Genomic DNA, 24119 nt, shown 5'->3' on the forward strand with positions numbered 1-24119 from the left:
GCCCGCCCTGTTTGTGTTGTTTCTGAGATTTTCCTGATGGCGCTGTTAATTACCAAAAAATGCATCAACTGCGATATGTGCGAGCCGGAGTGCCCCAATGAGGCCATTTCGATGGGTGACAGCATTTATGAAATTAACAGCGACCGCTGCACCGAATGCGTGGGCCATTACGATACGCCCACCTGCCAGAAGGTGTGCCCGATCCCGAATACTATTCTGAAAGATCCGGCACACGTCGAGAGTGAAGAACAGCTGTGGGATAAATTCGTCCTGATGCACCACGCAGATAAAATTTAACCGCCGTCGCGCTTAGCTTTCGACAATCACCGTGGCGCAGGCGTAATGGCGCTCATCGGCGAGCGTGACATGAATATGGCTCACCCCCAACCGTTCCGCCAGCCGTTGCGCCTCACCCCATAGCCGTAGCTTCGGCTTGCCCAGCTCATCGTTGTAAACTTCGAACTGATTAAAGGCCAGCCCGTTGCGGATCCCGGTCCCCAGCGCTTTCGCCGCCGCTTCCTTGACCGCAAAGCGTTTCGCCAGGAAACGCACCGGCTGCTGATGCTGCTCCCAGATACTCCATTCATGGTCGCTCAGCACCCGGCGGGCAAGGCGATCGCCGCTGCGGGCGATCACCGCTTCGATGCGGGCGATCTCGACGATGTCGGTACCCAGCCCGAGAATGGCCATTAGCCGCGCGCTTCCAGCATCAGACGCTTCATTTCCGCGACCGCCTCTTTCAGGCCGCTCATCACCGCGCGGCCAATAATCGCGTGGCCGATATTCAGCTCATGCATTTCCGGCAGCGCAGCAATCGCTTTCACGTTGTGATAGGTCAGACCGTGGCCGGCATTGACCTTCAGGCCGAGGCTGGCGGCATAGGTGGCCGCTTTGGCAATACGTTCCAGCTCCTTCGCCTGCTCGGCGTCGGTTTTAGCATCGGCATAGCAGCCGGTGTGGATTTCGATATAGGGCGCGCCAACGTCCGCTGCCGCTTTGATCTGCGCTTCATCCGCATCGATAAACAGGGAGACCAGGATGCCGGCATCCGCCAGGCGTTGACAGGCATCACGCATCTTGTCGCGCTGGCCGGCGACGTCCAGCCCGCCTTCGGTGGTCACTTCCTGGCGCTTCTCCGGCACCAGGCAGCAGAAGTGCGGTTTGGTTTCGCAGGCGATCGTCAGCATCTCTTCGGTGACCGCCATTTCAAGATTCATGCGGGTGTGCAGCGTCTGGCGCAGGATACGCACATCTCGATCGGTGATATGGCGGCGGTCTTCGCGCAGATGCACGGTAATGCCGTCGGCGCCGGCCTGTTCGGCAATGAAAGCCGCCTGAACCGGATCCGGGTAGGCGGTGCCGCGGGCGTTACGCAAGGTCGCGATATGGTCAATATTGACCCCTAACAGTAATTCAGCCATGACAATCCTCGTTAATCATTCTTCGTATTATCCGCTCGCGCCTTTCGCGCGGGCATAAACTGGCGAAACAATTCCCGGCTCTTGAGCGGTTTGCCGCCGAGATAGGGCTTCAGGGCGATACGGGTAAAGCGCTTCGCGGCGCGCAGCGTATCAACATCAGGAAACTCGCGACTCGCCAACGCTTTCAAATGGTGCCCGGTAAACGTGTTGTTATCAATCACCAGGCTGGCAATAAAGCCTTTTTCTTCGCGATAGCGGTAGGTCATGGTGTCGTCCACCGGCTCGCCGCTCCCGGCGCAGTGGAGAAAATCCACGCCATAGCCCAGGTGCCCGAGCAGCGCCAGCTCAAAGCGCCGCAGCGCCGGCTCCGGCGAGCCGCTGGCCCCGGCGAGCGCCTGAATGCAGTGCAAATAGTCAAAAAAGAGTTCGGAGAAGCGCGTTTCGTGCTCCAGCACACGGGAGATAAGCTCGTTAACGTAAAGACCGCTGTAGAGGGTGATGCCGCTGAGCGGCAGCGCCAGCGAGACAGCTTCCGCGCTGCGCAGGGTTTTGACTTCGCCGCGGCCGCCGAAGCGAACCAGCAAGGGGGTAAAGGGCTGTAAAGCGCCTTTAAGATTCGAGCGTTTGGAGCGTGCGCCCTTGGCAACCAGGCGCACGCGACCGGATTCTTCCGTGAAGACGTCCAGCATCAGGCTGGTTTCGCTCCACGGTCGGCTATGCAGGACAAAGGCGCGCTGCCATCCATCCACGTTGCGTTAACTCAGAGGTCGTCAACATAACCGAGACTGCGCAGGGCGCGCTCGTCATCGGCCCAGCCGGATTTCACTTTGACCCACAGCTCGAGGTGCACCGGCGCTTCAAACATCTCCTGCATGTCCTTACGCGCTTCGATACCGATGGTTTTGATTTTGGCGCCTTTGTTGCCAATCACCATCTTCTTCTGCCCTTCACGCTCGACGAGGATCAGGCCGTTGATGTCGTAACCGCCGCGCTCGTTGGTCACAAAACGTTCGATTTCCACGGTGACGGAGTACGGCAGCTCAGCGCCAAGGAAACGCATCAGTTTTTCACGGATGATTTCGGAGGCCATAAAGCGCTGGGAACGATCGGTAATATAATCTTCCGGGAAGTGATGGATCGCTTCCGGCAGATGCTTACGCACGATCGCCGCGATGGTGTCGACGTTGGTCCCCGTTTCCGCCGACATCGGCACGATATCAAGGAAGTTCATCTGGCTGGCGAGGAACTGCAGGTGCGGTAACAGATCCGCTTTTTCCTGCACGTTATCCACTTTGTTGACCGCGAGGATCACCGGCGCTTTCGCGTCGCGCAGCTTGTTGAGCACCATCTCGTCGTCCTGCGTCCAGCGGGTGCCTTCCACCACGAAGATGACCAGTTCAACATCGCCAATCGAGCTGCTGGCCGCTTTGTTCATCAGGCGGTTAATGGCGCGCTTCTCTTCCATATGCAGGCCCGGAGTATCGACGTAAATCGCCTGATACGGCCCTTCGGTATGGATGCCGACGATGCGGTGACGGGTGGTCTGCGCTTTACGGGAGGTGATCGAGATCTTCTGCCCAAGCAGCTTATTCAACAGCGTGGATTTGCCAACGTTTGGACGACCCACGATGGCGACAAACCCACAATAACTTTTTTCTTCGCTCATTCCAGCTCCAGCTTTTTCAGCGCCTGTTCGGCGGCAGCCTGCTCCGCCTTACGACGGCTGGAACCTGTGCCAACCACCGGTTCACTCAGGCCACTGACCTGGCAGTGGATAGTAAATTCCTGATCGTGCGCTTCGCCGCGCACCTGGACCACCAGGTAGGACGGCAGCGGCAGATGACGACCCTGCAGATACTCCTGCAGACGCGTCTTCGGATCCTTTTGCTTATCGCCCGGGCTGATTTCGTCCAGACGAGTCTGGTACCAGGAGAGAATTAAGCGTTCAACGTTCTGAATATCGCTGTCGAGGAAAACCCCGCCAATTAACGCTTCAACGGTGTCCGCGAGAATCGATTCGCGACGGAAACCGCCGCTTTTCAGTTCGCCCGGCCCGAGGCGCAAGCATTCGCCCAGCTCAAACTCGCGGGCGATTTCCGCCAGCGTGTTGCCGCGCACCAGCGTCGCGCGCATACGGCTCATGTCGCCTTCATCCACGCGAGGAAAGCGATGATACAGCGCGTTAGCGATCACGAAACTTAAAATGGAGTCGCCTAAAAATTCCAGGCGCTCATTATGTTTGCTGCTGGCACTGCGGTGAGTTAATGCCTGTTGCAACAGCTCCTGATGATGAAAAGTGTAGCCCAGCTTTCGTTGAAGCCGATTAATTACGATGGGGTTCATGCGTTACCAATAAATGAATGCGTCAAAGATGCAGCACACGAAACCGACCTGAGCATACGCTTCAAACAGGAAGTTGAAACAGACCAATACGCTTTCGTGTGCAGTGTCACCCGGCAGAGCGACAACCAAAAACTTCGGGGGGATATTCTATACGCAACGACACGGGATGTCGTTAGTTTGAATGGATTTAAATACTAAATAATTCACGCCGCTGCGATAACAGCAGCGGCGTGAATTCAGCAGATGAAATTAATGAATTCCACCAATGCGCGATAACCGCACACCGGTCGGCCATTCACCTTCCTGCTTTTCAAAACTCATCCAGATAGCGGTGGCTTTTCCGACCAGGTTTGCTTCCGGCACAAAGCCCCAGTAACGGCTGTCGGCACTGTTATCCCGGTTGTCGCCCATCATGAAGTACTGACCCGGCGGCACAATCCAGGTGGCCAGCGGCAGACCGCTCTGATGGTAATACATGCCAGCCTGATCCTGAGCAATCGGCACCATCAGAATACGATGCGTGACGTCGCCCAACGTCTCCTGACGCTCGGTGAGGCGAATGCCGTCGGCTTTGGTTTCGCCCTTCGGCAGCTGCCAGAAACCGCTGCTCGCCTCGCCGCCGTTGCTGCGGGAGAAAGTCTGAACGAAATCGCTCGGCTCCACGTTGGAGTAAGTCACCGGCAGCGCGTTGCCGCAGGCCTGTCCGGAGCTGCAGCCCGGCTGAATAGTGACCTGCTTGGCAATCGGATCGTAGGTGACCTTATCCCCCGGTAGCCCCACCGCGCGCTTGATGTAGTCCAGGCGCGGGTCTTCCGGATATTTAAACACCACGATGTCGCCGCGCTTCGGATGGCCCGTCTCGATCAGCGTTTTCTGGTAGATAGGATCTTTAATGCCGTAGGCAAATTTCTCCACCAGGATGAAATCGCCAATCAGCAGAGTCGGCATCATCGAACCGGACGGGATCTGGAACGGCTCATAAATGAATGAACGTACCACCAGAACGATCGCCAGCACCGGGAAAACTGATGCGCCGGTTTCCAGCCAGCCCGGTTTCGGGCCGACTTTCTTCAACGTCTTTTTGTCCAGCTGCTCGCCGGTCGCTGCCTGAGCAGCGGCCTGACGCTCACGACGTTTCGGTGCAAAAATAAACTTGTCCAGGCACCATAAAACGCCCGTCACCAGGGTTGCAATCACCAGGATCAGGGCAAACATGTTCGCCATGCCAACTCCTTAGGGTTATTTGCCGTCTTTACCAACGTGCAGAATGGCGAGGAACGCTTCCTGCGGCAGTTCAACGTTACCGACCTGCTTCATACGCTTCTTACCTTCTTTCTGCTTCTGCAGCAGCTTTTTCTTACGGCTGACGTCACCGCCGTAGCATTTCGCCAGCACGTTTTTACGCAGCTGTTTCACGGTAGAGCGCGCGATGATGTGGTTGCCGATGGCCGCCTGAATCGCGATGTCGAACTGCTGACGCGGAATAAGATCTTTCATCTTTTCCACCAGCTCGCGGCCGCGATACGGCGCGTTATCGTTGTGGGTGATCAGCGCCAGCGCATCGACGCGCTCGCCGTTGATCAGCACATCGACGCGTACCATGTTCGACGCCTGGAAGCGTTTGAAGTTGTAGTCCAGCGACGCATAGCCGCGGGAGGTAGACTTCAGACGGTCGAAGAAGTCGAGCACCACTTCCGCCATCGGGATTTCGTAGGTCAGCGCCACCTGTTTACCGTGGTAAACCATGTTGGTCTGCACACCACGTTTCTCCACACACAGAGTGATCACGTTGCCGAGGAACTCCTGCGGCAGCAGCATGTGACACTCGGCGATCGGCTCGCGCAGCTCCTGAATATTATTCAGCGGCGGCAGCTTGGACGGGCTGTCGACGTAGATAACTTCTTTGGAGGTGGTCTCCACTTCGTACACTACCGTCGGCGCGGTAGTGATCAGGTCGAGATCGTATTCACGCTCCAGACGCTCCTGAATGATCTCCATGTGCAGCAGGCCGAGGAAGCCGCAGCGGAAGCCGAAGCCCAGCGCGGTAGAACTTTCCGGCTCGTAGAACAGAGAGGCGTCGTTGAGGCTCAGTTTGCCCAGCGCGTCGCGGAAAGCTTCATAATCATCGGAGCTCACCGGGAACAGGCCGGCATACACCTGCGGTTTCACCTTCTTAAAGCCAGGCAGCGCTTTGTCTGCCGGGTTGCGGGCGGCGGTCAGGGTATCGCCCACCGGCGCGCCGAGGATGTCTTTGATCGCGCAGACCAGCCAGCCAACCTCGCCGCATTTCAGCTCGGTACGGTCAACCTGTTTCGGGGTAAAGATGCCCAGACGGTCGGCGTTATAGACCTGGCCGGTGCTCATGACCTTGATCTTATCGCCCTTGCGCATGGTGCCGTTTTTAATCCGCACCAGCGACACCACGCCGAGGTAGTTATCGAACCAGGAGTCGATAATCAGCGCCTGCAGCGGCGCGTCCGGATCGCCTTCCGGCGGCGGAATATCGCGCACCAGACGCTCCAGCACGTCGGTCACGCCGACGCCGGTTTTCGCCGAGCAGCGCACCGCATCATGGGCATCGATCCCGACGATATCTTCAATCTCGTCCGCTACGCGCTCAGGGTCGGCCGCAGGCAGGTCGATCTTGTTGAGTACCGGAACGACCTCCAGGTCCATCTCCATGGCGGTGTAGCAGTTGGCCAGGGTCTGGGCTTCTACGCCCTGCCCGGCGTCAACCACCAGCAGCGCGCCTTCGCACGCGGCGAGGGAACGGGAGACTTCATAGGAGAAGTCCACGTGGCCCGGGGTGTCGATAAAGTTCAGCTGATAGGTCTCACCGTCGTTGGCCTTATAGTCCAGGGTGACGCTCTGCGCCTTGATAGTGATCCCGCGTTCGCGCTCAAGATCCATGGAGTCCAGAACCTGGGCTTCCATTTCACGATCAGAAAGGCCACCGCAAATCTGGATGATACGGTCAGACAGCGTCGACTTACCGTGGTCGATGTGAGCGATGATCGAAAAGTTACGTATATTCTTCATATTTAGAGTTAATTATGCCTTACGAGTATCATGAGGCCGCTGTACTGTGCCTGACGTTTTTTAATCCGAAAACGCCGCATTCTACACTACATCCTTGAAACCAGGAAATGCTGTTAGATCCAGCATAACCGCAGAAATTGTGGCGTTGTAACAGGAAGGGTAAATAAAGATAAGGGCCAGTGAAATCACTGACCCATGTCGGAGGAAGGCGTTTCGATACGCACCAGATCCGGCGGCAACGCGACGCTCAGGATCACCGGCTGCCACGACTGGCGCGCTGCCAGCTGCGGCGACAGACCGCGCGCCACCAGGAACCCGCCGACGCCGCCCAGCAGCGCGCCGCAAAGTGACGCGATATCGCTGGCAAACAGCACCTGGAAAATCGACGCCATCACAAACAGCCCCACCAGCGGCGCCATGTAGACCAACAGCGCCGAACCCAGCAGACTGCTCTCGGCGATCCCCAGTTCCACTTTTTGCCCCGCCGTCAACGGCTGCTCGCAGGGCACGCTGATGGTATGGCTGGTCTGCGGCCCCAGCTTGTTTAATACCCGGCTGCCGCAGCCGGCGCGGGAGGCGCAACTGCTGCAGGAGGCTTTAACGTCGCAGTGCACCTGCGCCACGCCGTTATGCCAGGAAACCACGGTGGCCCACTCTTTGATCATTGTACTGCCTTGAATTTAATGCTGTCTGAGATACGCTTCGCCGTCTGCGGCGGCAGTTCGCCCACCACGGTGATCTCCGCGTTATCGCGTACCGTCGTGCTGACGGTGCGTCGGCCGGTGCGCAACAGCTGGTCGCTGCTGGCCGCGGTGGCGCGGTTGATATTGATCGAGAAGCTGAACAAGCCGTCGGAATAGAGACGTGATTCTACCGGACCATCAAAGGTGGGTAGACGACGCTGGCTGCTGGAAACCTCAGTCATGCCCTGAGGGAGCCACGTCGGCGCCCAGTTGAAGTTGGCTTTGTCGCCCCCTTCAGGCACCGACAGCTGCGGCGGCAAATTCGCTTTTGCCAGCGTCTCCATGCTGGCGCTAACGTTATCACCAACGTTGAAAGAGACGACCCGGAACTGCTCCAGTGTTTCACCGTCGCGGTCGAGTAAATCAACGCGCAGCGGCAGCTTAGTCTCAGCGTCCAGCCAGGCGATAAAGCTATAGCGCGTGCCGTCGCGAGCCACGACGCGGATCACGTCGCAGAGGCGGTCGGCGATACGGGTACGGCCCACGGAGATAAAATCATAGGCTGCGCTGAGACGTTTGAAATCGCTGTAAACCAGCGACGGCAGCGAATCGACGATATAGTCGCCGTTCAGGGTGAACGGATCGAGGCCGGGTTCAAAATAGCTGATTTCCGTACCGCGCAGGACCACTTCCCGGCGCGGACCGTCCAGCTGCAGAAGCTGCGCCAGCGGTTGATTGTTCAGTCGCGCGTGACGATAGCGCAGCGACTCAACGCCTTGTTTGCTGATGCTGACGAACGAGAGCTCATAGTTGAGGGACTGGCTGGCCAGGTTCATCTGCTGCAACAACGCCCCGGACGATGTATCAGCCGAGGCGTTGACAGAGAACAACAGACTGCCTGCCATGAGCGACATGGCACACCAAAGTTGCTTCATTACTGCGATTGCGTTCCTAAAGTTTGATAACCCGGCACCTGGACTGCGGCCTGCTGAGTCTGGGCCTGGCCAAACTGAAGCTGCTCAGCGTGCAGGCGGCGCTGCAGTTCGTAGTCCTGCAGCATGGCGTTAATCCGCCGGCGCTGTTCCTGGACCTGAGCCTGCTGGCCGCTACCTGCTGATGCGTCAGCCGGTACGCCAAGACTTACCGGGCTCGCTTTGCCCATCATTGGCAGCGTATTGAACACCGGCGCCTCTGGCTGCTGAGCGGCATCAGACTGCCCATTATAGTGCTGGACGCCGACGATAACCGCAAGCGATACGCAGGCGGCAACGCCCATCTGGGTCAGTGAGCTGGCCCACGGACGCACTTTGTTCCAGAACGGCATCTGCCGCCACTGGTGTGGTGCGGGCTGAGATTCAGGAATAAGCGGCGCCGTCTGACGAACGGGCTCATTTTCAATGGCGGCCATCACCCGGGCGGAGATATCAAATTGCAGCACCTCTGCGGTATCGCCACGCAGCGTATCGCGGATAAGGTGGTAACTCTCCCAGGTTTTTTGCATCTCAGAAGAACGACTCAGCTCGTTGAGCAGTTCGTTATCCAGCGTTTCACCATCCATTAAAGCCGAAAGTTTTTCTTTCTGCATGCCTGATACCCTTTTCCAGTATTCCGCTATCGTCAACGCCTGATAAGCGGTTGAACTTTATTATCAATAGCTTCTCGCGCCCGGAAGATACGCGAACGCACCGTCCCAACCGGACAATCCATGATAGCGGCTATCTCTTCATAGCTCAGGCCATCCAGCTCCCGTAACGTAATTGCCATGCGTAAATCTTCCGGGAGCGATTCAATGGTACGAAAAACTATTTGTCTCAGTTCTTCTGACAACATTAAGTTCTCAGGGTTCGAAATTTCTTTCAACGCTCCGCCGCTTTCGAAGTTTTCCGCCTCGTTGGCGTCAACATCGCTGGACGGCGGACGGCGTCCCTGAGCAACCAGATAATTCTTCGCCGTATTGACGGCGATACGGTATAACCAGGTGTAAAAAGCGCTATCTCCCCGGAAAGAGTCCAGCGCACGCCATGCCTTAACGAACGATTCCTGAACGACGTCAGCGATATCGCCCGGCGGTACATAGCGGGAAACCAGGCTCGCGACCTTATGCTGATAGCGCACTACCAGCAAATTAAACGCTTTCTGATCTCCTTTCTGGACCCGTTCAACAAGGACCTGATCCGTTAACTGCTCGCTCATCCGAGGTAATGTCTCCCCAAACCCAATTCCCATGCGTCTTCAAAACACCACCCAAAATCTGCATTATGAGCAAGCTGACTGTTGGAGTGTATGAAAACAATAAAGTTCCGTTACGCTTTTTGTTTTTTGTCTGGCAACGGCGGCAGATCGTTATCAATCATTATATGCCCTGGTTGCTAAACGATAGGTTAGTCAATAAGAAAAAGCGCAGGCCCGTCTGAAGGGTATCGTAACACGGCGTTTATTTCACTATAAAATCCAATGCTATCAACCTGCCACGCGTCTCATTTTCGCCGTGCTCCAGACCGTTTCCGCTCGCCTGCTGTTTAGCCGTCACAACGCCCGCCAAAAAAAATGTACGATTCCTCACGAGCTGGTGCTATTGTGAGCTAAATGTGTTTAGTAAATTAAACAAAGACGATGAATACCACTCCTGACTTCTCTTGTGATGTGTTGATTATCGGCAGCGGCGCTGCCGGCCTCTCCCTTGCGCTGCGCCTGGCAGAGCACAGTTCGGTGACCGTGCTGAGTAAAGGGCCGATCAGCGAAGGTTCTACGTTCTATGCCCAGGGCGGGATTGCCGCCGTTTTCGACGAGACGGACAGTATTGAATCCCATGTCGAAGATACCCTGATTGCCGGCGCAGGGTTATGCGATCGCCATGCGGTCACCTTCGTCGCCAGCAATGCCAGATCATGCGTCCAGTGGCTTATCGATCAGGGCGTATTGTTTGACACTCAGGTCCAGGCCAATGGCGAAGAGAGCTATCATCTCACGCGCGAAGGGGGCCACAGCCATCGGCGCATTCTCCACGCCGCCGACGCTACCGGCAAAGCGGTGGAGACGACGCTGGTCGATAAAGCCCTCGCCCACCCCAATATCCGCATCCTTGAGCGCAGCAATGCCGTCGACTTGATCGTATCGGATAAGATTGGCTTGCCAGGCACGCGCCGGGTGGTCGGGGCGTGGATCTGGAACCGCAATAAAGAGCGCGTGGAAACCTGCAGCGCGAAGGCGGTGGTGCTCGCCACCGGCGGAGCCGCCAAGGTTTATCAATACACCACTAACCCCGACGTCTCTTCCGGAGACGGTATCGCGATGGCCTGGCGGGCGGGCTGCCGGGTGGCGAATCTGGAATTTAATCAGTTTCACCCCACCGCGCTGTATCATCCGCAGGCGCGCAACTTCCTGCTTACCGAAGCGCTGCGCGGCGAAGGCGCCCACCTTAAACGCCCGGACGGTACCCGCTTTATGCCGGACTTTGACGAGCGCGGCGAGCTGGCCCCACGCGATATCGTCGCCCGCGCCATCGATCATGAGATGAAGCGCCTTGGCGTGGACTGTATGTTCCTTGATATCAGCCATAAACCCGAGGCGTTTGTTCGCCAGCACTTCCCGATGATTTACGAGAAGCTGCTCGGCCTGGGAATTGATTTAACCAAAGATCCGGTACCGGTCGTCCCTGCCGCACATTACACCTGCGGCGGCGTGATGGTGGATGATAATGGCCGCACCGACGTCGATGGGTTATACGCTATCGGCGAAGTCAGCTATACCGGGCTGCACGGCGCGAACCGTATGGCCTCGAACTCGCTGCTGGAGTGCCTGGTTTACGGCTGGTCCGCCGCGGAAGATATTGCCCGACGCCTGCCGCTGGCCCAGAAGGTTAGCACCCTGCCGGCGTGGGATGAAAGTCAGGTGGAGATCCCGGATGAACTGGTGGTTATCCAGCATAACTGGCACGAGCTGCGGCTGCTGATGTGGGATTACGTGGGGATTGTGCGCACCACCCGCAGGCTGGAGCGCGCCCTGCGGCGCATTACCATGCTGCAGCAGGAGCTGGATGAGTATTACGCCCGCTTCCGCGTCTCGAATAATCTGCTGGAGCTGCGCAATCTGGTGCAGGTGGCGGAGCTTATCGTACGCTGCGCGATGTTGCGCAAAGAGAGCCGCGGTCTGCATTACACCCTCGACTATCCGCAGCCGCTGCCGAACAGCGGCCCGTCGATACTGTCGCCCCTGGCTCACATAAAGAGATAAAAATCCTCGGTCAGAGCGGTAAAGCCTTCAGAATACTGCTGCTCTGGCCCGCGAATCGCCAGCCTGTCGCTGAAACACTCCCCCGCCGTCGGGGAGAAAGCCAGCAGCACCCGGTGCGGCGGCCGCAGCTCGGTCTCCGCCACGTCAGTGCGCAGTCGCAGGTGCCAGCCCATCGCGGTTGCCCGTTCGATAAACGCATTACCGATATCTACCGGCAGCACCACGCAAAAAAAGCCTTCTTCGGTGATATGTTCAGCGGCGCAGGTCAGCAGAGAAGTGTGATCGAGCGTAGTGGTATACCGCGCCTGCTCCCGCTGCGAGGTGGCGCAAGGCACCCCTTCCGCAAAAAAGGGCGGGTTACTGATTATCAGTTGATAGCGTCGAGTCTGCGGCGGCTGCCACTGATGAATATCGGCCTGACAGACCTCAACCCGCGAAGCCCATGGCGACGCGAGAGCATTTTCCTGCGCCTGGGCGGCGGCCTCTGCGTCCAGTTCAACCGCATCGACACATACATCATCGCCGGTACGCTGGGCGAGCATTAGCGCCAGCAGGCCGCTGCCGGCGCCAATATCCAGCACATGCTTCACCCCGGCAATCGGCGCCCAGGCGCCGAGCAAAATGCCGTCGGTACCCACCTTCATCGCGCAACGATCGTGGGCGATAAAAAACTGTTTGAAGGTAAAACCATTGCGCGGCAGCGCAAACTTCGACTGAGACATCCTCAATAACCTTGCCGACAAAAACTCCTGAACGTAAGGCTATGCACAATACCGGAGAACAGATAGCCTTACAAACAGATGAACATTACGTCAGTAACGTCTATAATCGGCGGCCCACTCAGAGGTAGAACATGACTGTAACGACTTTTTCCGAACTTGAACTCGACGAAAACCTGCTGGAGGCCCTCCAGGATAAAGGTTTCACTCGCCCGACAGCCATTCAGGCCGCCGCTATTCCGCCTGCGCTCGATGGCCGTGACATCCTCGGTTCAGCGCCGACCGGCACTGGTAAAACGGCGGCGTATCTGCTGCCAGCGTTGCAGCACCTGCTCGATTTCCCGCGTAAGAAATCCGGCCCGCCGCGTATTCTTATCCTGACGCCGACCCGCGAGCTGGCGATGCAGGTGGCTGACCACGCCCGCGAGCTGGCAAAGCATACCCATCTGGATATCGCCACCATTACCGGCGGCGTAGCCTACATGAACCACGCGGAAGTGTTCAGCGAAAACCAGGACATCGTGGTCGCCACCACTGGTCGCCTGCTGCAGTATATAAAAGAAGAGAACTTCGACTGCCGCGCCGTCGAGACCCTAATCCTCGATGAAGCCGACCGCATGCTGGACATGGGCTTTGCGCAGGACATCGAAACCATCGCCGGTGAAACCCGCTGGCGCAAGCAGACCATGCTGTTCTCCGCGACGCTCGAAGGCGATGCGATCAAAGACTTCGCCGAACGTCTTCTGGAGGAGCCGGTTGAAGTTTCCGCTAACCCGTCGACTCGCGAGCGCAAGAAAATCCATCAATGGTACTACCGCGCTGACGATATCGAACATAAAACCAAACTGCTGGTGAATCTGTTGCAACAGCCGGAAGCTACCCGCGCTATCGTCTTTGTGCGCAAGCGCGAGCGCGTGCATGAGCTGGCCAACTGGCTGCGTGAAGCCGGGATTAACACCTGCTGGCTGGAAGGCGAGATGGTGCAGGCCAAGCGTAACGAAGCCATCAAGCGTCTGACCGATGGCCGCGTAAACGTGCTGATCGCTACCGACGTCGCCGCCCGCGGTATCGATATTCCGGACGTCAGCCACGTCTTTAACTTCGATATGCCGCGCACTGCCGACATCTATCTGCACCGTATCGGTCGTACCGGGCGTGCAGGTAAGAAAGGCACCGCGATTTCGCTGGTTGAAGCGCACGACCACCTGTTGCTGGGCAAGATCGGCCGCTACGTTGAAGAACCGCTGAAAGCTCGGGTGATTGATGAATTGCGACCAAAAACCCGCGCGCCAAGCGAGAAGCTGACCGGTAAACCATCGAAGAAAGTGCTGGCGAAACGCGCCGAGAAAAAAGAGAAAGAAAAAGAAAAGCCGCGGGTGAAAAAGCGCCACCGCGATACGAAAAATATCGGTAAGCGCCGGAAACCAAGCGCAGCCGGGACGCCATCAGCGCCCAACGAAGAGTAAAAAAAACGCCGGGTTATCCCGGCGTTTTCACATCTGGCGTTAGCCTTACAGGCTTTCGGTAAAGGTACGAGCGATAACGTCGCGCTGCTGTTCCGGCGTCAGGGAGTTGAAGCGCACCGCGTAGCCAGAAACACGAATGGTCAGCTGCGGATATTTTTCCGGATGCTCAACCGCGTCCAGCAGAGTTTCACGACGCAGCACGTTAACGTTCAGGTGCTGACCGCCTTCCACGCGAACTTCTGGTTTCACGTCTACCGGGATTTCACGGTATTCGATTTCACCCAGTTTGCTGACCGCCACCACGTCATCTTCCGCAAAACCACCTTTGGCGCACAGGCAGCGCGCTTCGCCTTTTTCGCTATCCAGCAGCCAGAAAGAGTTCAGCAGGTCGTCGTTTGCCGCTTTAGTAATTTGGATACCAGTAATCATTTGATGCCTCCCAGGCAGTGTTTATTCGATTTTGGCCTCTTCGCGGCCAATTGGTAAAACCATTGTTGTATGAGTGTATATATATCAGCCGCACCCTCGGCATTCTTTGATGTAAATCAACAAAAACCACTCACTCTAAGTGGGTATGCAAGGATTTTATTGTTTTACATCAAGTTACGCCATGCACAGCTATAAATAATTTTGTAAATTTTCAATTATTTTTGCATGAAGGCCCGCGTTGAGCCGTGCCGATTTTGTTCTGTAGAAAGAAGCCGTTAAGCTATAGCAATGACCCTTTGCAGGAGAGCAAGATGACCACCCCTTTAACCTGGCATGACGTGCTGGCGGATGAAAAGCAACAACCCTATTTTCTCAATACTCTGAAGACCGTCGCCGAAGAGCGCCAGTCCGGGATCACCATCTATCCACCGCAAAAAGACGTCTTCAATGCGTTTCGCTTTACCGAACTGGGCGATGTCAAAGTCGTCATTCTCGGCCAGGACCCCTATCACGGCCCGGGGCAAGCCCACGGTCTGGCGTTCTCGGTTCGCCCGGGCGTCGCCATCCCGCCCTCGCTGCTAAATATGTACAAAGAGCTCGAGGCCACTATCCCTGGCTTTACCCGACCTACCCATGGTTACCTGGAAAGCTGGGCGCGCCAGGGAGTGCTCCTGCTGAATACGGTCCTGACCGTCCGCGCCGGGCAGGCGCACTCACATGCCAGTCTCGGCTGGGAGACGTTTACCGATAAGGTTATCGCGTTAATCAATGAGCATTGCGAGGGGGTGGTCTTCCTACTGTGGGGCTCCCATGCACAGAAGAAAGGCGCGATTATCGATCGCCAGCGCCACTGCGTACTGAAGGCGCCGCACCCGTCACCGCTCTCTGCACATCGCGGCTTCTTTGGCAGCAACCATTTCGTGCAGACCAATCAGTGGCTGACCAAGCGCGGCGAAGCGCCGATTGACTGGATGCCGGTCCTTCCCGCCGAAAGCGAGTGATCAACAGCCATAAAAAAGCCAGCATCAGCTGGCTTTTTTTATTCAGGGACAGGTATTACGCCTTGTTCTGACGCCACCACTCCGCCAGCAGAACGCCGGTCGCCACAGAGACGTTCAGGCTTTCGACATTGCCGGTACCATCGATGGCGACGCTGAGGTCCGCGCTGGAGATCGCTGCATCCGACAGGCCATCGCGCTCCTGGCCTAACACCAGCACCATTTTCTTCGGCAGCTCGGCTTTAAACAGCGGGGTACCATTATGGCTGGAGGTCGAGACAATCGCGTAGCCCGCCTGACGGAATTGATCAAGAGTATCGATGAAGCTGTCGCCGGTGATCGGCTCAACATGTTCCGCACCGCCTTCCGCCGTACGGATCGCCGCGCCGGACTCCAGCACGCCGGCATCCTGAACCACAACGCCCTTCACGCCGAAGTGCGCGCAGCTGCGCATGATCGCCCCGAGGTTGTGCGGGTTACCCACGTCTTCCAGCGCCAGAACGCAATCTTCTTCTGCGGCCTTCGCGACCCACTGGGCAACAGAGGTGCCGTGGCGTTTTTTGATCAGGAAGCAGACGCCGCCGTGGTGATCGGTCCCGGAGGCTTTCGCCAGCTCGGCTTCATCAACCACATGATAGGCTTTACGGTTAGCCGCCATCCAGCGCAGCGCCTCTTTAAAACGCGGCGTCACGCTCTGAATAAACCAGGCGCGGACAATAGCTTCCGGGCGGCTCTGGAACAGGGCCTGACAGGCGTTTTCACCATACACGCGGGTCTCTTCCGCGCGCTGGCGACGCAGCACTTCCGGATCGATAAAACTCTTCCCGCTGATCCCGCCGTGATCTTCTTTTACCGGGGTCTCATCGCCAGGGGCGCGGGAAACGGTACGCCACGGGGACGCATCGTCACGATGAAAATCATCGCGCTTGCGGTCATCGCGTTTACGATCGTCACCGCGGCTGTTTCGTTCGTCACGCGCAGGGCGGCTGCGGCCGTCAACACGAGATTTTCCTGGACGACCTCCCCCTTTCCCGGTACGTGGGTTATGGGTGCGTTTGTCAGAATCATCATCACTGCGGACATACATCACTTTGACCTTGCCGCTTTTATTTTTCAGTTCGTCGCTCATCAATTTTCTCCACCTGCGCTGCGCGAAGCGCGCAGATTACCCGATGTGTCATCGCTTCGCCATGATTTCGTTTAAAAGCCGGCCTCTATTGCACTCATCGAACAAAACGCATTGTCCTTAAATAACACTTAATCGATAATATGTAACATCACAGAAACATATCGGCCACGTGCCACGTTGCAACCCATAACCAGAGGTTAGTTATGAATACCGTTTGTGCCAGTTGTCAGGCTCTGAACCGCCTCCCGGACGATCGTAGCGCGGATGGCGCAAAGTGCGGACGCTGCGGTCACGATCTTTTTGACGGCGACGTCATCAACGCGACCGGGGCAACGCTGGATAAACTCTTAAAGGACGATCTGCCGGTCGTTGTTGATTTCTGGGCGCCATGGTGCGGTCCCTGCCGTAGCTTCGCGCCGATCTTTGAAGACGTTGCGGAAGAGCGTAGCGGGAAGATGCGCTTTGTGAAAGTTAACACCGAAGCGGAACGTGAGCTTAGCGCACGGTTTCGTATCCGCAGCATCCCGACCATTATGATGTTCAAAAATGGCGAAGTGATCGACATGCTCAATGGCGCGGTGCCAAAAGCGCCATTTGATAGCTGGCTGAACGAAGCCGGACAGCAGTAATCCTTCCGGGGCACCGCTTGTGCCCCGTTTTAGCCTCTGCGACAATAGCGCTTTTCATTAGCGACTCCCATGACTGATAACGCTGTCCTTCGCCTGCGCGCCGAACGTCTCGCGCGAGCCACCCGCCCTTTCCTTGCGCGCGGTAATCGCATCCGCCGCTGCCAGCGCTGTCTGCTGCCGCTCAAGCAGTGTCTGTGCGCCACGTTAACGCCGGCGCAGTCCACCAGCCGCTTTTGCCTGGTGATGTTTGATACGGAACCGATGAAGCCCAGCAACACCGGTCGGCTCATCGCCGATATTCTGCCGAATACCGAGGCTTATCAATGGTCGAGAACCGAGCCGCCGCAGGGGCTGCTTGACCTGGTCGCCCATCCCGATTACCAGCCGATGGTGGTGTTCCCCGCCTCCTACGCCGGGCCGGAGCGCCAGGTCCTGAGCGCGCCGCCGTCTGGCAAACCGCCGCTGTTTATCATGCTCGACGGCACCTGGACCGAAGCGCGTAAAATGTTCCGTAAGAGCCCTTATCTGGACGCGCTGCCGATAATCTCCGTCGATCTGTCCCGCATCTCAGCCTACCATCTGCGCGAGGCGCACGCCGACGGACAATATTGTACCGCGGAAGTGGCCATTGCCCTGCTGGACCTGGCGGGCGATGCACCGGCCGCCGCAGCGCTTGGCGAACACTTCACCCGCTTCCGGACCCGTTACCTGGCGGGAAAAACCCAGCATAAGGGCAGTATCACAGCGGACCCGGTGGAAAACGTTTAAAATCATTCGGTCACTGGGATGAAAGGAGACCGGTATGAGCCAACGAGGCCTGGAAGCACTGCTGCGACCAAAGTCCATCGCCGTTATTGGCGCATCAATGAAACCGCAGCGCGCTGGCTATCTCATGATGCGCAACCTGCTAGCCGGTGGCTTCAATGGCCCGGTGCTGCCGGTGACCCCCGCCTGGAAGGCGGTGCTCGGGGTGCTGGCGTGGCCCACCATCGAGAGCCTGCCCTTTACGCCGGATCTGGCGGTACTCTGTACCAACGCGCGGCGTAATCTCGAGTTGCTTGAAGCCCTGGGGCAGAAAGGCTGCAAGACCTGCATCATTCTTTCTTCGCAGCCTGAGCAGTATCCGGCGCTGCTGGCGTGCGCCACCCGCCATCAGATGCGCCTGCTCGGCCCCAACAGTCTCGGCCTGCTGGCGCCGTGGCAAGGGTTGAACGCCAGCTTTTCGCCGGTGCCGATCCATCGCGGTAAACTGGCCTTTATCTCGCAATCGGCTGCCGTCTCCAACACCATCCTTGATTGGGCGCAACAGCGCGAGATGGGGTTTTCCTACTTCATCGCGCTGGGTGATAGTCTGGATATAGATGTCGATGACCTGCTGGACTTTCTGGCCCGCGACAGCAAAACCAGCGCCATTTTGCTCTACCTTGAGCATCTCAGCGACGCGCGCCGGTTTGTTTCCGCCGCGCGCAGCGCCTCGCGAAACAAGCCGATCCTGGTGATTAAAAGCGGCCGTAGTCCCGCGGCTCAGAAGCTGTTGCACGTCAACTCCGGGATGGATCCGGCATGGGATGCGGCCATCCAGCGTGCTGGTCTACTGCGGGTCCAGGATACCCATGAGCTCTTCTCCGCCGTAGAAACCCTGAGCCATATGCGCCCGCTGCGCGGTGAAAAACTGATGATCGTCAGCAACGGCGCGGCGCCGGCGGCGCTGGCGCTGGATGAGCTTTGGCTGCGTAACGGTAAGCTGGCGACCCTCAGCGAGGAGACGCGCGACGCCCTGCGCCAGGCGCTGCCGGGCGGCGTCGAGATCGCCAACCCACTGGATCTACGCGATGACGCCAGCAGCGAACATTATCAGCGGGCGGTGAATATTCTGCTTAACAGCCAGGACTATGACGCGCTGCTGGTGATCCACTCTCCCAGCGCCGCCGCGCCGGGCACCGAGAGCGCCCTGGCGCTGATCGACGCCCTGAAGCACCATCCGCGTGGCAAATATGTCACCGTGCTGACCAACTGGTGCGGCGAATTCTCCTCCCAGGAGGCGCGACGGCTGTTCAGCGATGCCGGCCTTCCCACCTATCGTACGCCGGAGGGGACCATCACCGCCTTTATGCATATGGTCGAGTACCGCCGCAACCAGAAACAGCTACGCGAGACCCCCGTGCTGCCGGACTCGTTAACCGCCAATACCAGCGAGGCGCATGCCCTGCTCCAGCAAGCGATCGATGACGGTGCCACCACGCTGGATACCCACGAGGTCAGCCCGGTACTCCGGGCCTACGGCATCCACACACTGCCAACCTGGATCGCCGCTGACAGCGCGGAAGCGGTGCATATTGCTGAGCAGATAGGCTATCCGGTTGCGTTGAAGCTGCGTTCCCCGGATATTCCCCACAAATCAGAAGTACAGGGGGTCATGCTGTATCTACGTACCGCGGCAGAAGTGCAGCAGGCAGCGGATGCGATGATCGATCGCGTCAGGCTGGCCTGGCCCCGGGCGCGCATTCATGGCCTGCTGGTGCAGAGTATGGCCAATCGCGCCGGCGCCCAGGAGCTGAGAGTGGTGGTTGAGCACGATCCCCTCTTCGGCCCGTTGATTATGTTGGGCGAAGGCGGCGTGGAGTGGCGGGCCGAGGACCAGGCCGCCGTGGCGCTGCCGCCGCTGAATATGAACCTGGCGCGTTATCTGGTGATCCAGGCGATCAAAAATAAGAAGATCCGCGGCCGCAGCGCATTGCGACCGCTGGATATCGCGGGCTTAAGCCAGCTGCTGGTTCAGGTCTCGAACCTGATCGTCGACTGCCCGGAGATCCAGCGCCTGGATATTCATCCCCTGCTCGCCTCCGGCAACGAGTTTACGGCGCTGGATGTTACCCTTGGGCTTGCTCCCTTCAGCGGCGACAGTGAAAGCCGTCTCGCTATTCGTCCCTATCCGCACCAGCTGGAGGAGTGGGTGGTGATGAAAAATGGCGATCGCTGTCTGTTCCGGCCGATCCTGCCGGAAGATGAACCGCAGTTGCTCGCGTTTATCGCCCAGGTCACCAAAGAAGATCTCTATTATCGCTATTTTAGTGAGATCAACGAATTTACCCATGACGACTTAGCCAATATGACCCAGATCGACTACGATCGAGAAATGGCGTTTGTCGCCGTCAGGACCACCGCGGAACAGAGCGAGATCCTTGGCGTGACGCGGGCGATCTCAGACCCTGATAATATTGATGCCGAGTTTGCTGTGCTGGTCCGTTCAGATTTGAAAGGGTTAGGCCTGGGCCGAAGGCTGCTGGAAAAGCTGATCGCCTATACGCAAAGCCATGGCCTGCAACGGCTGAATGGGATTACGATGCCGAATAACCGAGGCATGATCGGCCTCGCCAGAAAGCTGGGATTCACCGTTGATATTCAGCTGGAAGATGGGATTGTCAGTCTGTCGCTGCCCCTGAATCAGGGATAATCGCGCGACGCTGACCGCAATTGTTGACCACATTAGCGGGTAGTAATGGTATTATTGCCCGCTTACGTCGTCTGCATGGTACAGAAGACCCTTCAATAAACAGAGAAGAAACGCACTGTGATGTTGTCAAAATTTAAGCGTAATAAACATCAACAACACCTTGCCCAACTCCCTAAGCTTTCTCAGTCAGTTGATGATGTAGAGTTCTTTTACGCCCCTGCGGATTTCAGGGAAGCGTTACTGACCCGGATTGCCAACGCCACTCAGCGTATATGCATTATTGCGCTCTACCTGGAGCAAGATGATGGCGGAAAAGGAATTTTGCAGGCCCTGTATGACGCCAAGCGTCAGCGTCCGCAACTGGATGTTCGCGTCCTCGTGGACTGGCACCGCGCTCAACGTGGCCGTATCGGCGCCGCCGCCTCCAACACCAACGCCGACTGGTATTGCCGGATGGCCACTGAAAATCCGGGCGTAGAGATCCCCGTTTACGGCGTGCCGATTAACACCCGGGAGGCGCTCGGCGTTCTCCATTTCAAAGGCTTTATTATCGATGACTGCGTCCTCTACAGCGGCGCCAGCCTGAACGATGTTTATCTGCATCAGCATGATAAGTACCGCTATGATCGCTATCAGTGCATCCGAAACGGCAAAATGGCGGACGTCATGTTTGACTGGGTCGACAATAATCTGGTTCAGGGACGCGGTGTGAATCGTCTCGACAGACCGGATCGGCCAAAAAGTCCGGAAATCAAAAACGACATTCGCCAGTACCGTCAGGAGCTCCGCGACCGCAGCTACCATTTTGTCGGCACCGCCGGTGACGAAGAACTCTCCGTCACCCCGCTGGTAGGCCTGGGGAAATCCAGCCTGCTGAACAAAACTATCTTTCACCTGATGCCCTGTGCCGAGCACAAGTTAACGATCTGCACCCCCTACTTCAACCTTCCTGCCGTGCTGGTAAGAAATATCATCCAGCTGCTACGCGACGGTAAACAGGTGGAGATTATTGTCGGCGATAAAACCGCTAACGATTTCTATATTCCCGAAGATCAGCCGTTTAAAATCATCGGCGCGCTTCCTTATCTGTATGAAATCAACCTGCGGCGTTTCCTCAGCCGGCTGCAGTATTATGTGAATACCGATCAGCTGATCGTCCGCCTGTGGAAGGATGACGATAACAGCTACCACCTGAAAGGCATGTGGGTTGATGATGAGTGGATGCTGCTCACCGGCAACAACCTTAACCCGCGCGCCTGGCGACTCGATCTGGAAAATGCCATTCTGATCCACGATCCAAAGCAGCAGTTGGGGGCCATGCGGGAGAAAGAGCTGAAGCTCATCCGCACCCACACCACGGTAGTGAAACATTATCGTGATCTGCAAAGTATTGCCGACTACCCGGTGAAAGTGCGTAAACTGATCCGCCGACTGCGGCGGATCCGCATCGACCGGCTGATCAGCCGTATTCTCTGACAATCAGCCCCGCCTCGACGGGGCTTTTTTCTGGAAGCACTATGCGTACGATAATCGTGATTGCTTCGCTGATGTTAACGGGCTGCAGCCACATGGCAAATGATGCATGGTCCGGTCAGGACAAAGCCCAGCATTTTCTGGCCTCGGCGATGCTGTCTGCCGCGGGCAATGAATATGCGCAACATCAGGGTTACAGCCGGGACCGCAGCGCCGCTATCGGCCTGATGTTTTCTGTCAGCCTCGGCGCCTCAAAAGAGCTTTGGGACAGCCGCCCGGCAGGGAGCGGCTGGAGCTGGAAGGATTTCGCCTGGGATGTAGCCGGCGCGACCACCGGCTACGCTGTGTGGCAACTGGCGCACCAGTAGCGGCTAAAGACGCAGGCCTTTGCCCTTGCGATGCAGCATCAGGGAGACCAGGAAGGCGATGGCCGCCATCACCGTTACGTACCAGTAAAAAGCGTGCTCTATCCCCGCCGATTTAAGCGACAGCGCGACATACTCCGCCGAGCCGCCAAACAGGGCATTCGCGACGGCATAGGAAAGCCCTACCCCAAGCGCACGAACCTGCGCCGGGAACATCTCGGCCTTCAGGATGCCGCTGATCGAGGTATAGAAACTGACAATCAGCAAGGCGCAGATCACCAGGCCGAAGGCAGCATAGGGGGAGCTCACTTTTTGCAAGGCGCTCAGGATAGGCACGGTAAATAATGTCGCCAGTACGCCAAAGCACAGCATGGAGGTACGGCGGCCTACTTTATCCGAAAAAGCGCCGAACAGCGGTTGAACCAGCATATAAACGAACAGCGCCGCAGTCATGATCACGCTGGCGGTGCTGGCCGTCATACCCGCCGTGTTGACCAGATACTTTTGCATATAGGTAGTAAAGGTATAAAAGGTCAGCGATCCGGCGGCGGTAAAGCCCAACACCATCACGAAGGCCCGGCGATTACGCCACAACCCTTTAAATGAGCCAGCCTCTTTCAGCGCCCGGGTCTCCTGCTTCGAGGTTTCGTCCAGCTGGCGACGCAGCCACAGCGCGACGATGGCCAGTACTGCCCCGAGAGCAAAAGGAATACGCCATCCCCATGCATGCAGATCTTCGTCGCTCAGCACCTGCTGGAGCGCCACGACCACTAATACCGCCAGTAGCTGTCCGCCAATTAACGTGACGTACTGGAAAGAGGCGTAGAAGCCTTTCTTTCCTTCAATCGCCACTTCACTCATATAGGTCGCGCTGGTGCCATATTCTCCACCGACCGACAGCCCCTGGAACAGACGGGCCAACAGAAGCAACGCCGGAGCCCAGGTGCCGATGACCGCATAGCCCGGCAGGCAGGCAATTACCAGTGAACCAAAGCACATCATGCAGACCGAAATAAGCATGGACGTTTTACGTCCGCGGCGGTCAGCGATCCGACCAAACAGCCAGCCACCGATAGGACGCATCAGAAATCCGGCGGCGAATACGCCTGCCGTTTGTAAAAGTTGAGTGGTGGTATTTCCGGATGGAAAGAAGATATGGGCAAAATAGAGCGAGCAGAATGAGTAGACGTAAAAATCAAACCACTCAACCAGATTTCCCGAGGAAGCGCCAACAATTGCCCAAATACGACGACGGGTGTCAGCCTGCTCCGGCGCGGCCCGTTCGGTAATGCTACTCTCTGTCATTGTTATATTGCTCCAGCAAAGACTGCAATCTGTCTTGTCGGGCGTACCACGTCACGCAGACAAATTAGTTAGTAAACTAAATGTTATATAATTGTTATATCTTTATATGTGATTGCATTCACATTTTTTTTCGTAAGCACGGTTTTCGCGATCAACGCCAGCGCAGGAGCAAGGAAAAAGTGGATTATGGCGAAGGGATTGCCACGACGGGGTTTTATGTTGCTTTGAATGAAGATGATGAGGGAGATATGGTGGGATTTTCGCCGGAGGCGGTGCTGAGCCCCCCTGGCCGGGCTACCGGGGAGGCATGCCGGCACCCTCGCCGGATGGCACAAACGCAAAAAAGCCCAGTCTTTCGACTGGGCTTTCTGCTTTATTTGATGCCTGGCAGTTCCCTACTCTCACATGGGGAGACCCCACACTACCATCGGCG

At 57.2% G+C, this 24119-nt stretch carries 25 protein-coding genes; 9 read left to right on the forward strand and 16 right to left on the reverse strand.

Annotated elements, in window-relative coordinates; translation table 11 throughout:
- The first annotated feature begins 36 nt into the window (after positions 1–36).
- On the forward strand, positions 37–297 hold the full coding sequence (locus ACQUTI_RS07395; RefSeq protein WP_004144350.1) for a YfhL family 4Fe-4S dicluster ferredoxin: 261 nt from the start codon (positions 37–39) through the stop codon (positions 295–297).
- Positions 298–309: 12 nt separating this feature from the next.
- Here ACQUTI_RS07395 and acpS read toward each other — a convergent pair whose 3' ends face one another.
- The 12 genes from acpS to rseD all read right to left on the reverse strand — a co-directional run bounded on the left by acpS (position 310) and on the right by rseD (position 9780).
- Positions 310–690 (reverse strand): holo-ACP synthase, encoded by a 381-nt coding sequence (acpS, locus tag ACQUTI_RS07400; RefSeq protein ID WP_004201835.1) that lies wholly within the window; start codon positions 688–690, stop codon positions 310–312.
- A complete protein-coding gene (pdxJ, locus tag ACQUTI_RS07405) occupies positions 690–1421 on the reverse strand; it encodes a pyridoxine 5'-phosphate synthase (protein ID WP_004201834.1) in 732 nt (243 codons plus the stop codon). The genes acpS and pdxJ overlap by 1 nt, the downstream gene beginning before the upstream one ends.
- 11 nt (positions 1422–1432) lie before the next feature.
- Positions 1433–2170, reverse strand: coding sequence for a DNA repair protein RecO (gene recO, locus ACQUTI_RS07410; RefSeq protein ID WP_004201833.1), 738 nt, complete (start codon positions 2168–2170; stop codon positions 1433–1435).
- A gap of 11 nt (positions 2171–2181) precedes the next feature.
- A complete protein-coding gene (gene era, locus ACQUTI_RS07415) occupies positions 2182–3087 on the reverse strand; it encodes a GTPase Era (RefSeq protein ID WP_017900415.1) in 906 nt (301 codons plus the stop codon).
- The gene (rnc, locus tag ACQUTI_RS07420; protein WP_002914065.1) at positions 3084–3764 is read right to left on the reverse strand and encodes a ribonuclease III; all 681 of its coding nucleotides are present in this window, start codon (positions 3762–3764) and stop codon (positions 3084–3086) included. The genes era and rnc overlap by 4 nt, the downstream gene beginning before the upstream one ends.
- A 249-nt stretch (positions 3765–4013) precedes the next feature.
- Positions 4014–4988, reverse strand: coding sequence for a signal peptidase I (gene lepB / locus ACQUTI_RS07425; protein ID WP_004201827.1), 975 nt, complete (start codon positions 4986–4988; stop codon positions 4014–4016).
- Between the two features lie 15 nt (positions 4989–5003).
- Positions 5004–6803, reverse strand: coding sequence for a translation elongation factor 4 (gene lepA / locus ACQUTI_RS07430; protein ID WP_004201823.1), 1800 nt, complete (start codon positions 6801–6803; stop codon positions 5004–5006).
- A gap of 185 nt (positions 6804–6988) precedes the next feature.
- Positions 6989–7468 carry a SoxR-reducing system protein RseC gene (gene rseC, locus ACQUTI_RS07435; protein ID WP_004201822.1) on the reverse strand — a complete coding sequence of 160 codons (480 nt, stop codon included), beginning with the start codon at positions 7466–7468 and terminating at the stop codon, positions 6989–6991.
- Positions 7465–8421 (reverse strand): sigma-E factor regulatory protein RseB, encoded by a 957-nt coding sequence (rseB, locus tag ACQUTI_RS07440; protein WP_004201821.1) that lies wholly within the window; start codon positions 8419–8421, stop codon positions 7465–7467. The genes rseC and rseB overlap by 4 nt, the downstream gene beginning before the upstream one ends.
- Positions 8421–9071: an anti-sigma-E factor RseA gene (gene rseA / locus ACQUTI_RS07445; RefSeq protein ID WP_004201820.1), complete on the reverse strand. Its 651-nt coding sequence runs from the start codon at positions 9069–9071 to the stop codon at positions 8421–8423. The genes rseB and rseA overlap by 1 nt, the downstream gene beginning before the upstream one ends.
- 32 nt (positions 9072–9103) lie before the next feature.
- Positions 9104–9679, reverse strand: a complete 576-nt coding sequence (gene rpoE / locus ACQUTI_RS07450; protein ID WP_002914074.1) for an RNA polymerase sigma factor RpoE — start codon at positions 9677–9679, stop codon at positions 9104–9106.
- Positions 9676–9780 (reverse strand): rpoE leader peptide RseD, encoded by a 105-nt coding sequence (rseD, locus tag ACQUTI_RS07455; protein WP_122383554.1) that lies wholly within the window; start codon positions 9778–9780, stop codon positions 9676–9678. The genes rpoE and rseD overlap by 4 nt, the downstream gene beginning before the upstream one ends.
- Before the next feature lie 319 nt (positions 9781–10099).
- Here rseD and nadB point away from each other — a divergent pair, with 319 nt between their 5' ends.
- Positions 10100–11719, forward strand: a complete 1620-nt coding sequence (gene nadB / locus ACQUTI_RS07460) for an L-aspartate oxidase (protein WP_017900412.1) — start codon at positions 10100–10102, stop codon at positions 11717–11719.
- On the opposite strand, the gene trmN is transcribed toward nadB, so the two are convergent.
- Positions 11704–12441, reverse strand: coding sequence for a tRNA(1)(Val) (adenine(37)-N(6))-methyltransferase TrmN (gene trmN, locus ACQUTI_RS07465; protein WP_043520102.1), 738 nt, complete (start codon positions 12439–12441; stop codon positions 11704–11706). The two genes, nadB and trmN, sit on opposite strands and share 16 nt — an antisense overlap.
- 131 nt (positions 12442–12572) lie before the next feature.
- Between trmN and srmB the strand changes: the two genes are divergently transcribed.
- Complete coding sequence (srmB, locus tag ACQUTI_RS07470; protein WP_004201817.1) at positions 12573–13904, forward strand: ATP-dependent RNA helicase SrmB; 1332 nt, start codon at positions 12573–12575, stop codon at positions 13902–13904.
- Positions 13905–13949: 45 nt separating this feature from the next.
- On the opposite strand, the gene grcA is transcribed toward srmB, so the two are convergent.
- Positions 13950–14333 (reverse strand): autonomous glycyl radical cofactor GrcA, encoded by a 384-nt coding sequence (grcA, locus tag ACQUTI_RS07475; protein WP_002914084.1) that lies wholly within the window; start codon positions 14331–14333, stop codon positions 13950–13952.
- Between the two features lie 311 nt (positions 14334–14644).
- Between grcA and ung the strand changes: the two genes are divergently transcribed.
- The gene (gene ung / locus ACQUTI_RS07480; RefSeq protein ID WP_208692377.1) at positions 14645–15334 is read left to right on the forward strand and encodes a uracil-DNA glycosylase; all 690 of its coding nucleotides are present in this window, start codon (positions 14645–14647) and stop codon (positions 15332–15334) included.
- A 55-nt stretch (positions 15335–15389) separates the two neighbouring features.
- On the opposite strand, the gene ACQUTI_RS07485 is transcribed toward ung, so the two are convergent.
- The gene (locus tag ACQUTI_RS07485) at positions 15390–16460 is read right to left on the reverse strand and encodes a tRNA/rRNA methyltransferase (RefSeq protein WP_004201815.1); all 1071 of its coding nucleotides are present in this window, start codon (positions 16458–16460) and stop codon (positions 15390–15392) included.
- 203 nt (positions 16461–16663) lie between these two features.
- Between ACQUTI_RS07485 and trxC the strand changes: the two genes are divergently transcribed.
- From trxC to ACQUTI_RS07510, 5 genes are all read left to right on the forward strand, one after another.
- Positions 16664–17089, forward strand: a complete 426-nt coding sequence (gene trxC, locus ACQUTI_RS07490) for a thioredoxin TrxC (protein WP_002914091.1) — start codon at positions 16664–16666, stop codon at positions 17087–17089.
- 69 nt (positions 17090–17158) lie between these two features.
- A complete protein-coding gene (tapT, locus tag ACQUTI_RS07495) occupies positions 17159–17857 on the forward strand; it encodes a tRNA-uridine aminocarboxypropyltransferase (protein ID WP_004201814.1) in 699 nt (232 codons plus the stop codon).
- 34 nt (positions 17858–17891) lie between these two features.
- A complete protein-coding gene (locus ACQUTI_RS07500; RefSeq protein WP_023318891.1) occupies positions 17892–20543 on the forward strand; it encodes a bifunctional acetate--CoA ligase family protein/GNAT family N-acetyltransferase in 2652 nt (883 codons plus the stop codon).
- 120 nt (positions 20544–20663) lie between these two features.
- Positions 20664–22019 carry a CDP-diacylglycerol--serine O-phosphatidyltransferase gene (gene pssA, locus ACQUTI_RS07505; RefSeq protein WP_004201812.1) on the forward strand — a complete coding sequence of 452 codons (1356 nt, stop codon included), beginning with the start codon at positions 20664–20666 and terminating at the stop codon, positions 22017–22019.
- A gap of 41 nt (positions 22020–22060) precedes the next feature.
- Positions 22061–22384 (forward strand): YfiM family lipoprotein, encoded by a 324-nt coding sequence (locus ACQUTI_RS07510; protein ID WP_004201811.1) that lies wholly within the window; start codon positions 22061–22063, stop codon positions 22382–22384.
- 3 nt (positions 22385–22387) lie between these two features.
- On the opposite strand, the gene ACQUTI_RS07515 is transcribed toward ACQUTI_RS07510, so the two are convergent.
- Positions 22388–23686, reverse strand: a complete 1299-nt coding sequence (locus ACQUTI_RS07515) for an MFS transporter (RefSeq protein WP_004201810.1) — start codon at positions 23684–23686, stop codon at positions 22388–22390.
- Positions 23687–24119 lie beyond the last annotated feature (433 nt).

Source organism: Klebsiella sp. 7-CIP_Kleb., assembly GCF_050378655.1.
In the GTDB taxonomy this organism is placed as follows: Bacteria; Pseudomonadota; Gammaproteobacteria; order Enterobacterales; family Enterobacteriaceae; genus Klebsiella; species Klebsiella quasipneumoniae.